General features: G+C 37.1%; 8 protein-coding genes and 2 pseudogenes. 8 read left to right on the forward strand and 2 right to left on the reverse strand.

The annotated features are described in order from the left end of the window. The first annotated feature begins 2 nt into the window (after positions 1-2). The 5 genes from Q5076_RS13920 to Q5076_RS13940 all read left to right on the forward strand — a co-directional run bounded on the left by Q5076_RS13920 (position 3) and on the right by Q5076_RS13940 (position 5,226). A complete protein-coding gene (locus Q5076_RS13920) occupies positions 3-779 on the forward strand; it encodes an AMP nucleosidase (protein ID WP_303014203.1) in 777 nt (258 codons plus the stop codon). 22 nt (positions 780-801) lie between these two features. Next, positions 802-1,821: a DNA polymerase III subunit delta gene (gene holA / locus Q5076_RS13925; protein ID WP_303014204.1), complete on the forward strand. Its 1,020-nt coding sequence runs from the start codon at positions 802-804 to the stop codon at positions 1,819-1,821. Between the two features lie 1,184 nt (positions 1,822-3,005). Continuing rightward, positions 3,006-3,476 carry a helix-turn-helix domain-containing protein gene (locus tag Q5076_RS13930; RefSeq protein ID WP_303014205.1) on the forward strand — a complete coding sequence of 157 codons (471 nt, stop codon included), beginning with the start codon at positions 3,006-3,008 and terminating at the stop codon, positions 3,474-3,476. Positions 3,477-3,550: 74 nt separating this feature from the next. Then, on the forward strand, positions 3,551-4,327 hold the full coding sequence (locus tag Q5076_RS13935; protein WP_303014206.1) for a dihydroorotate dehydrogenase electron transfer subunit: 777 nt from the start codon (positions 3,551-3,553) through the stop codon (positions 4,325-4,327). Then, a complete protein-coding gene (locus Q5076_RS13940; protein ID WP_303014207.1) occupies positions 4,315-5,226 on the forward strand; it encodes a dihydroorotate dehydrogenase in 912 nt (303 codons plus the stop codon). Before Q5076_RS13935 ends, Q5076_RS13940 begins: the two co-directional genes overlap by 13 nt. A gap of 224 nt (positions 5,227-5,450) precedes the next feature. Here Q5076_RS13940 and trmD read toward each other — a convergent pair whose 3' ends face one another. After that, a complete protein-coding gene (gene trmD, locus Q5076_RS13945; protein ID WP_303014208.1) occupies positions 5,451-6,128 on the reverse strand; it encodes a tRNA (guanosine(37)-N1)-methyltransferase TrmD in 678 nt (225 codons plus the stop codon). Positions 6,129-6,202: 74 nt separating this feature from the next. On the opposite strand from trmD, the gene ligA reads away from it, so the two are divergent. Continuing rightward, on the forward strand, positions 6,203-8,203 hold the full coding sequence (ligA, locus tag Q5076_RS13950) for an NAD-dependent DNA ligase LigA (protein WP_303014209.1): 2,001 nt from the start codon (positions 6,203-6,205) through the stop codon (positions 8,201-8,203). Positions 8,204-8,261: 58 nt separating this feature from the next. Continuing rightward, positions 8,262-9,155 carry a 4-hydroxy-tetrahydrodipicolinate synthase gene (dapA, locus tag Q5076_RS13955; RefSeq protein WP_303014210.1) on the forward strand — a complete coding sequence of 298 codons (894 nt, stop codon included), beginning with the start codon at positions 8,262-8,264 and terminating at the stop codon, positions 9,153-9,155. A gap of 293 nt (positions 9,156-9,448) precedes the next feature. On the opposite strand, the pseudogene Q5076_RS13960 reads toward dapA, so the two are convergent. After that, a pseudogene (locus Q5076_RS13960) lies at positions 9,449-9,961 on the reverse strand (transposase); the annotation flags it as partial. A 503-nt stretch (positions 9,962-10,464) separates the two neighbouring features. On the opposite strand from Q5076_RS13960, the pseudogene Q5076_RS13965 reads away from it, so the two are divergent. Then, positions 10,465-10,609 (forward strand): annotated as a pseudogene (locus Q5076_RS13965) (transposase); the annotation flags it as partial.

The raw sequence follows: 10,609 nt of genomic DNA on the forward strand, positions 1-10,609 counted from the left end.
TTATGAAAACAAAAGAAGAAATCGTAGCTAATTGGCTACCGCGTTACACAAAACGTAACTTGGAAGATTTTGGAGAGTATATTCTGTTGACTAACTTCAACAAGTATGTCGAGATTTTCGCAAATCAGTTTGATGTTCCGATTTTGGGTAGGGACGCAAATATGATTTCTGCTTCTGCCGGGGGTATCACAATGATTAATTTCGGTATGGGAAGTCCCAATGCCGCTATTATCATGGATTTATTAGGTGCTGTCCGTCCCAAGGCTTGTCTGTTTTTGGGTAAATGTGGGGGGATTGACAAAAAGAACCATATCGGTGATTTGATTCTTCCTATTGCGGCTATCCGGGGAGAGGGTACTTCCAATGACTATTTTCCGCCGGAAGTGCCTGCATTGCCTGCGTTTATGCTGCAGCGCGCTGTTTCTTCTTCAATCCGTGATTATGGCCGCGATTATTGGACGGGGACTGTATATACCACTAATCGTCGTATCTGGGAGCATGATGATGCGTTCAAGGAGTATTTGAAGAAGACACGGGCAATGGCGGTTGATATGGAGACTGCGACTTTGTTTAGCTGTGGTTTCGCTAACCATATTCCTACCGGCGCATTGTTGTTGGTATCCGACCAGCCTATGACTCCCGACGGGGTAAAGACTGATAAGAGTGACAGCATGGTTACCAAAAATTTTGTGGAGGAGCATGTTGAAATTGGCGTTGCTTCTTTACGTATGATTATCGATGAGAAAAAGACCGTAAAGCATCTGAAATTTGACTGGTAACCCAGTCGGTGTGAAAATATATATGGCAAAACAGGAATTGACTTGTGAGGATGTTCTCAAGGAATTGAGAGCGAAGCAGTATCGCCCTATTTATTATTTGATGGGGGAAGAATCATATTATATCGATTTAATCGCTGATTATATTGAGGATAATGTATTGAGTGAGACGGAAAAGGAGTTTAATTTGACTGTGGTATATGGCGCTGATGTCGATGTGGCGACCATCATAAATGCTGCCAAACGTTATCCGATGATGTCGGAACATCAGGTTGTGATAGTCAAGGAGGCACAGGCTGTACGCAACATTGAAGAATTGTCTTATTATCTTCAAAAGCCGCTTCATTCAACTATTCTGGTGATATGTCACAAGCATGGTACACTGGAACGTAGGAAAAAGTTGGCTGCCGAAATTGAAAAAAAGGGTATATTGTTTGAATCTAAAAAGATAAAGGATGCTCAGCTCCCTGCTTTCATTACTTCATATATGAAGCGGAAAGGGGTGGATATGGAGCCTAAAGCAACGGTTATGCTTGCTGATTTTGTGGGTTCGGATTTAAGTCGTTTGACAGGAGAACTGGAGAAGCTGATTATTACTTTGCCTGCGGGACAGAAACGTGTAACTCCTGAACAAATTGAAAAGAATATCGGCATCAGCAAAGATTATAATAACTTTGAATTGCGGAATGCACTGGTGGAGAAGGATGTTCTTAAAGCAAATAGAATAATAAAATATTTTGAAGAAAATCCGAAAACGAATCCGATTCAGATGACATTGTCTTTGTTATTCAGCTTTTATTCTAACTTGATGCTGGCATATTATGCTCCTGATAAATCGGAACAGGGAATCGCTAATATGTTAGGACTAAAAACTCAATGGCAAGCTAGAGATTATATAACTGCAATGCATAGATACAGCGGGGTAAAGACTATGCAAATTGTAGGAGAAATACGATATGCTGATGCAAAATCAAAAGGAGTGAAAAATAATTCTATGTCTGAAGGGGATATTCTACGCGAATTGGTGTTCAAAATTCTTCATTAGAAAAAACTATTTTTTATATGGATAAAAAGGTGTGTATTTCTACTGGTTATTGAGGTGGGTATATGCCTTTTATCATATTCTTTATGCTTGTACTTTTCAAGTAATATTTTATCCTCTTATTCTATCTGTTTTTATTACAAAATATATTCTCAGGCTTTTCTCTTTCATTTCTAGTGGGAAGGGGTAATAATTCAATAATCTTTTTCTCTCATTTTACTTTTACTTGAAAGGAAGGATACTTATCTATTATCTTGAAAAATCAATACTAAATTGGGGTGTCAGATAATGAGGAAGACATGCTTGATTTTCTATGGGGAAATGAAAAGTGTCTTTTTCATTCGGAATTCCAATCTATCATTTTGATAATCTCATTACTTTTTGGAAATAATTTATTTGATTTTTCTATTTCATCTATTTTCTAATACTAGAAAAATAGGGTTAATTCATTATATATTAGTTTATTATATCAGAATTAAGGCTTCTAGGATTGAAAAAAAATAAAGAACTGATGGTGGGGACGTAAATATTGCAAGGATTTAGTATTTTCGGATGGAATGTAAAAGATGATTTAAGTAAGTTGTAATATATATCAGTGAAAATATAAATTCTACCTTTTATTTTATTGTCATTGCAACTTCTTAATTTTCCTTTTGTATAATATCTATTTGTATATTGTGAAATGTATTTTTGTAAACTAGTATAAATGTAATACGAAATCAATATTTACAATTGTGTAGTAATGTAAATTATAGATAGTATCATCTACTATATAAATGTGAAAAGGGTAGAGTTAACAAATGCTTTGAATCTATTTATTTTATTGTTTACTAGTCATATATGTATTATAAATGAATTAATACTATAGATAGGTATATCTGAAGTAATATATGCTTGTGAATATTGGGTATATATAAGATATGGTTGATATTTAATTTAATGATAATCAGTGTTATAATGTGGTTTTATTAAAGTTGAATGTACAATGGTTATATAATGGTTTTTCGGTTGAATACAAAAGTGATAATATGTTTGTAATATGGATTATACTTGTGTGATATATAATTTTATATCGGTGAATTTGCTTTTGTGAAAAGAATTGTTTACTTTTGTATTATACAAAAAGGCAAATATATTATTGTAATATTTAGACTATATATACATAATTGCAATTTTACAGAGGTCGTATGGAAATAAAAGACAGAATTAGAATGATAATGGAGAGAGAAAAAGTTCCTCCCAGAGTTTTTGCTGAGACAATTGGGGTTCAACAATCTACTCTCTCTCATATTTTAAATGATCGGAATAAACCAAGTCTGGAAGTAGTTATGAAGGTTCATCAAACTTATAGTTATATAAACCTGGAATGGTTACTTTATGGTAGAGGTGAAATGATGGTTTCTACAGAAGAAACTTCATCGGGCTCTTCTATAGGTGAACATCAGCCTTCTTTATTCGACGAGAATCCTATAAATCCGTCCAAAGAGCCGATGACTCTGGAAAATCGTAAGGAAAAGGCATCAGGAGGGTTGGAAAGTACTACTAAAGAAATTGTAAAACAGGAAATTAGGTATGTAGAAAAGCCTGCCAGAAAAATCACTGAAATAAGAATTTTCTTTGATGATAATACGTATGAGACATTTAGACCTGAAAAATGAGGGGTAAAATCGGTGGTTTGAGCAATTTCCTGTATCTTTGTATTTAAAATACGAATTTATACTTTTTATCCATAATGAAGAAATTTATTTTAGATTTGACAGTTACTGAGAATATCAGGCTGCATGCTAATTATGCATTGCTAAAGTTGACATCTCAGTCATTGCTACCCGAAATGTTACCTGGACAATTTGCAGAACTTCGGGTGGATGGTTCACCTACTACATTTTTGCGTCGCCCTATTTCTATTAATTTTGTAGACAAACAACGAAATGAAGTATGGTTCCTTATTCAATTAGTAGGTGACGGAACAAAACGTTTGGCAAAAGTAAATCCGGGTGATACTGTTAATGTGGTACTTCCATTAGGAAATGCCTATACAATCCCTCAGGACCCTTCAGATAAACTTTTGTTGGTTGGTGGAGGCGTAGGAACGGCGCCAATGTTATACTTGGGTGAGCAACTGTCTAAAAATGGCCATAAGCCTACTTTCCTTTTAGGTGCGCGTAGCGATAAAGATTTATTGCAACTGGATGAGTTTGTTAAGTATGGTAAAGTGTACACTACTACGGAAGACGGTAGTCATGGGGAAAAAGGATATGTCACTCAGCATTCTATATTGAACCGAGTGCATTTTGAACGAATTTATACTTGTGGACCTAAGCCCATGATGGTAGCTGTGGCAAAATATGCCAGGAATAATCAGATAGAATGTGAGGTCTCTTTGGAAAATACAATGGCTTGTGGAATTGGGGCTTGTCTTTGTTGTGTGGAGAATACGACAGAAGGTCATTTATGTGTGTGTAAAGAAGGTCCTGTTTTTAATATAAATAAACTATTATGGCAGATTTAAATGTAAATATTGGTGAATTACAAATGAAAAACCCGGTAATGACGGCATCGGGTACATTTGGATATGGAGAAGAGTTCTCTGATTTTATTGATATAGCGCGAATAGGTGGTATCATTGTAAAAGGGACAACCCTTCACAAACGTGAAGGGAATCCGTATCCACGTATGGCGGAAACTCCTTCTGGGATGTTAAACGCTGTGGGACTGCAAAATAAGGGAGTTAATTACTTTGTAGAGCATATATATCCTCGTATAAAAGACATTCAAACGAATATGATTGTAAATGTATCGGGGTCTGCTATTGAAGATTATGTGAAAACGGCTGAAATAATTAATGAACTTGACAAAATTCCTGCCATTGAATTGAATATCTCTTGCCCTAATGTAAAGCAAGGTGGTATGGCTTTTGGTGTGTCAGCAAAAGGTGCGTCAGAAGTTATAAAAGCTGTACGTTCTGCTTACAAAAAGACACTTATAGTCAAACTTTCTCCGAACGTGACTGATATTACGGAAATTGCTCGTGCAGCAGAAGAAAGTGGTGCGGATAGTGTGTCATTAATCAATACATTGCTTGGTATGGCTATCGATGCGGAACGTAAACGGCCTGTATTGTCGACTGTAACAGGGGGAATGTCCGGAGCTGCTGTGAAACCTATTGCTTTACGAATGGTTTGGCAAGTCGCTAAAGCAGTAAATATTCCTGTCATAGGATTGGGAGGGATTATGAACTGGAAAGATGCTGTCGAGTTTATGCTTGCAGGTGCATCTGCCATTCAAATCGGTACGGCGAATTTTATAGATCCAACTATTACTGTTAAGGTAATAGATGGTATAAATAATTACCTGGATAGACATGGATGTAAGTCTGTGAAAGAAATAGTAGGTGCACTTGAGGTATGATTGGAAACATACAATAACCCTTCGCTTCAATTTTAATGGAAAAGTGTTATTCCATTCTAAATACATTTATTAAGGGTGGCTCTGAAAAAGGAGATGAAAATGTATATAAGGTCAAAAAGGAAAATGTGATGAATCGAGTTTTGAGATGAATCATAAAATATGAACGACGGTGAAAAATTTATAGTTTTTCATCGTCGTTTTTATTTACATACTGTTTTTACAGGTTATTCTCCCAATAAGTCGGGACGGAGTTTTCTAGTACGTTCTAATGATTGTTGCAGTTCCCATTCTTTGATTTTGGCTTCGTGTCCGGATAATAAAATATCAGGGACTTTCCAACCGTTATAATCGGCGGGTCGAGTATATACCGGTGCTGCCAACAGGTTGTCTTGAAAAGAATCTGAAAGAGCTGACTGTTCGTCTGAAATAACTCCGGGAATGATGCGGACAATAGCATCTGCCATGACTGCAGCCGCTAGTTCTCCACCTGTTAACACGTAATCACCGATACTGACTTCTTTGGTAATCAAGTGTTCTCTGATGCGATAATCTATTCCTTTGAAATGTCCGCAAAGAATGATTAAGTTTTGAGTTAAAGAAAGGGAATTAGCCATAGGCTGGTTAAATTGTTCTCCATCGGGGGTCGTGAAAATTATTTCATCATACTCGCGTTTTGCTTTTAAGGCATTGATGCAACGCTCAATAGGCTCGATTTTCATAACCATGCCGGCAAACCCTCCGAAGGGATAGTCATCTACACGACGGTATTTGTCTTCTGTATAGTCACGGAGATTATGAATGTGGATTTCTGCAAGTCCTTTGTTTTGAGCCCGTTTCATTATTGAACAATTGAAAAATCCTTCAATCATTTCCGGTAAAACTGTTATAATATCAATACGCATAATCTTTAATTTTTCGCAAAAGTACAAATATTCAAAGAGAAACCTGTATTTTTGTCTTAAACAATCTAAGAAATATGGATATAAAAGAGAAAATAGAAGAATTACGTGCCGAACTTCATCGGCATAATTATAATTATTATGTGTTGAATGCGCCTGAAATATCGGATAAAGAGTTTGATGATATGATGCGTGAACTTCAGGATATGGAACAGGCTCATCCGGAATACAAAGATGAAAATTCACCTACGATGCGTGTAGGTAGTGATATAAATAAGAATTTTACGCAAGTGGCGCATAAGTATCCGATGTTGTCATTAGCCAATACTTATTCGGAGGCGGAGGTATCGGACTTCTATGAACGGATTCGCAAGGCTTTAAACGAAGATTTCGAAATTTGTTGTGAGATGAAATATGACGGGACTTCTATTTCATTGACTTATGAAGATGGGAAGCTGATTCGTGCCGTTACTCGTGGAGATGGGGAAAAGGGCGATGATGTGACGGATAATGTAAAAACTATCCGTTCTATCCCGCTTGTACTGCATGGGAATAATTATCCTTCTTCTTTTGAAATTCGGGGAGAGATTCTTATGCCGTGGGAGGTATTTGAGGAATTGAATCGTGAAAAGGAAGCTCGTGAGGAACCGCTTTTTGCTAATCCGAGAAATGCTGCATCCGGAACATTAAAACTGCAGAATTCTTCAATTGTGGCATCTCGTAGGTTGGATGCGTATTTGTACTACTTGCTGGGAGATAATTTACCTTGTGACGGGCATTATGAGAATCTTCAAGAGGCTGCTAAATGGGGATTTAAGATTTCAGAACTTATGCGTAAATGTAAGACGTTAGAGGAGGTTTTTGAATTTATCAAATATTGGGATGTCGAGCGAAAAAAATTACCGGTAGCTACTGATGGTATTGTTTTAAAGGTTAACAGTCTTAGACAACAGAAGAATTTGGGATTTACCGCTAAATCTCCCAGATGGGCGATTGCATACAAATTTCAGGCAGAACGCGCATTGACCCGTTTGAATAAAGTGACTTATCAGGTTGGCCGGACAGGTGCAGTGACTCCTGTGGCTAATTTGGAACCGGTTCTGCTTTCGGGGACTATCGTAAAACGGGCGTCATTACATAATGCGGATATTATTGATGGGCTTGATTTGCATATCGGAGATATGGTATATGTGGAAAAAGGTGGGGAGATTATCCCTAAAATTACCGGAGTAGATAGGGAAGCGCGTAGTTTTATGCTTGGTGAGAAAGTTCGATTCATCACTAATTGTCCGGAATGTAACAGTAAATTGGTTAGATATGAAGGAGAGGCTGCTCATTATTGTCTTAATGAAACGGCATGTCCTCCTCAGATTAAAGGTCGAATAGAACATTTTATCAGTCGGAAAGCTATGAATATTGATGGATTGGGACCTGAAACGGTAGATATGTTCTATAGGTTGGGATTAATCCATAACACCGCGGATTTGTATGAGCTGACGATTGACGATATTAAAGGATTGGAGCGTATGGGAGAGAAATCGGCGGAAAATATCATTACTGGAATTGCTCAAAGTAAAATGGTCCCTTTTGAACGTGTTATTTTTGCTTTAGGGATTCGCTTTGTCGGTGAGACTGTTGCCAAAAAGATTGCCAAGTCATTTGAAAATATAGATGAGTTGCAACAAGCTGACTTAGAGAAACTGGTAAGTATTGATGAGATAGGGGAAAAAATAGCTCAAAGTATTCTTGCATATTTTGCCAATGATTCTAACCGTGAATTGGTTCGCAGATTGAAAGCTGCCGGATTGCAACTTTATCGCACTGAAGAGGATTTGAATGGATATACGGATAAACTTGCAGGGCAGTCTATTGTAATTAGCGGGGTATTTACTCATCATTCACGCGATGAGTATAAGGAACTTATTGAAAAAAACGGAGGAAAAAATGTTGGTAGTATTTCTGCAAAGACTAGTTTCATTCTTGCCGGAGAGAATATGGGACCGGCAAAATTGGAAAAAGCAAAAAAACTTGGAATAACCATATTAAGTGAAGACGAATTTCTGAAACTTATATCGTAAGATAAGAAAAATATTCGTACTTTTGCGGCTAAATAAATTAGAGATTATAATTAAACTCATGATACAGACTAAATTGAAAGGAATGGGGGTAGCGCTGATTACTCCTTTCAAAGAGGATGAGAGTGTTGACTATGATGCATTAATGCGCATGGTGGATTATCTACTACAGAATAATGCAGATTTTTTGTGTGTACTAGGGACTACTGCTGAAACGCCTACTCTTACTGAGGAAGAAAAGAAGACCATTAAAAAAATGGTAATTAACCGTGTAAATGGAAGGGTTCCTATTTTGTTGGGTGTGGGTGGTAATAATACTCGTGCTGTTGTAGAGACACTGAAAAATGATGATTTTACGGGAGTTGATGCCATATTGTCTGTTGTGCCATATTATAATAAACCTTCTCAAGAAGGTATTTATCAGCATTATAAAGCGATTGCAGAAGCAACGGAACTTCCTATTGTGTTGTATAATGTTCCGGGACGTACAGGAGTGAATATGACTGCTGAAACAACTCTGCGTATTGCACGTGATTTTAGTAATGTGATTGCCATTAAGGAGGCATCCGGCAATATAACGCAAATGGATGATATTATTAAAAATAAACCGGAGAATTTCAATGTTATTTCCGGAGATGATGGCATTACTTTTCCTCTTATTACATTGGGAGCAGTGGGGGTAATTTCAGTGATAGGAAACGCTTTCCCACGTGAATTCAGCCGTATGACCCGTTTGGCTCTTCAGGGTGATTTTGCTAACGCATTGACCATCCATCACAGGTTTACGGAGTTATTCAATTTGTTGTTTGTAGATGGAAATCCTGCAGGAGTAAAATCAATGTTGAATGCGATGGGAATGATAGAAAATAAACTTCGATTGCCTTTAGTTCCTACTCGTATAACTACATTTGAAGCAATACGTAAAGTATTGAATGAATTAAATATCAAGTGTTGAGGATGATTTAAATTGATAATGAGGAAATGAAGTGACCCCCAAAATTTGGACTGGTTAAACATTATCTAGTTATAGAAAGAGTTCGGTATTGTACCGGACTCTTTCCTTTTAACCCTTTTTATTATTATAATAATCTATATATTCTTCCAAAGTCTTTATGAAGTCTTCCGGAGACTCGGACTTTTCGTAAGCTCCCGATAAAGTACCCGTATAAATTTATAGAATCGCTATATAAAATCTAGTAAGTTTATAAGCGATTCTCTGTTTATAATATGCTTTTCATTAGAGTATTGTTAGATTTCTTTGGACTTTCTCTGTTTCCAGTAATTGGGTAGTAATTCTTTTAGGTGTTTTCTTTTATCTCTTGTGTAATATGGCAACCAAGCAATTTTTTTTTGCAACGCATTCATATCGGTAAGCTATCCTCTGGGGATTAACTTGAGATACTTTGCATGATACTAACAATGAACATATAACAGCCGTGTTTTCCGCCGCCTCATGATTCCCGTAAAACAAGAAGTTTTTTCTTGATAAAGCTATTGGTCGTATTGCATTTTCAGCCAGATTATTGTCAATTTTAAGCCTGCCGAAGTAATTTTTCTCATGTGTGGCCAAAGGGGGAGGTATAGAAGATGGCTTGTCCCATTCGGCTTTTAGGGAACACTTTCGGATAGGTTGTTTCCATCCATTGTTCTAGCTCGTCAAGAATGGGAAAGACCTGTTCCTGTCTTTTTGACATTCGCATGCCAGGGGATATTCCCTATATATCGGCTGTCTGCTCTATCTGGTAGGAGTTCCTGTATTTTGTATTTATCTTGTCCCTCAAGCCGTTTCAGATGATAATAGAATACGGAACAAGCCATTTTTCTTAGCTCCAATAATAAGTCAAGAGGATATTCAGACCTTAGTTCGTTGATGGCTTCTGTCCATTGAAACGTGCTCGGGTTTCCTGTTCCTTGACTAAGGTCTTCACTTTTTTTGCAACACATTCTCTGCCCTCAGGCATAGGTCTTTCCGCCTGAAGCTTTTCCAGTTCTGTTTGAGGTTCTTTTTTTCTTAGGTCTTGCCATAGTTTGGGAAGGTCTGCCTTTACGCCTGAATACATGTAATTCCAATTCCGTATATATCCATGTTTACGAACCGTACGAATCCAGCCTTCAAGTGCTGTACGGCTTATATGGTACTTTGTTTCTAATATCTTTCGACAACTTGTTCCTTAAAATCGCTTATAAGCTTTATGTTGGGGTGTTTTCTTAGGATATCAACTATATAAACGGTACCCAATCGAGAATTTTATTCTCGTGTAGGTTATTATCTGGAAATCGTCAACTTTTTCGACAGGCGTTCCACCAATGCAGCTTCCGAATCGTTCAATGCCAAAATCAAGGAGTTCAGAACGCAGTTCAGAGGAGTAAAGGACAGGGCTTTCTTTCTATTCAGGCTAACAAATATTT

Origin of the sequence: uncultured Bacteroides sp. (assembly GCF_958445495.1) — a bacterium.
Lineage (GTDB): Bacteria > Bacteroidota > Bacteroidia > Bacteroidales > Bacteroidaceae > Bacteroides.

What these genes read in the sequence shown, in the direction of transcription:
- Q5076_RS13920 (WP_303014203.1), top strand. Translation starts at nt 3, where the DNA reads ATGAAAACAAAAGAAGAAATCGTAGCTAATTGGCTACCGCGTTACACA.
- holA (WP_303014204.1), top strand. Translation starts at nt 802, where the DNA reads ATGGCAAAACAGGAATTGACTTGTGAGGATGTTCTCAAGGAATTGAGA.
- Q5076_RS13930 (WP_303014205.1), top strand. Translation starts at nt 3,006, where the DNA reads ATGGAAATAAAAGACAGAATTAGAATGATAATGGAGAGAGAAAAAGTT.
- Q5076_RS13935 (WP_303014206.1), top strand. Translation starts at nt 3,551, where the DNA reads ATGAAGAAATTTATTTTAGATTTGACAGTTACTGAGAATATCAGGCTG.
- Q5076_RS13940 (WP_303014207.1), top strand. Translation starts at nt 4,315, where the DNA reads ATGGCAGATTTAAATGTAAATATTGGTGAATTACAAATGAAAAACCCG.
- trmD (WP_303014208.1), bottom strand. Translation starts at nt 6,128, where the DNA reads ATGCGTATTGATATTATAACAGTTTTACCGGAAATGATTGAAGGATTT.
- ligA (WP_303014209.1), top strand. Translation starts at nt 6,203, where the DNA reads ATGGATATAAAAGAGAAAATAGAAGAATTACGTGCCGAACTTCATCGG.
- dapA (WP_303014210.1), top strand. Translation starts at nt 8,262, where the DNA reads ATGATACAGACTAAATTGAAAGGAATGGGGGTAGCGCTGATTACTCCT.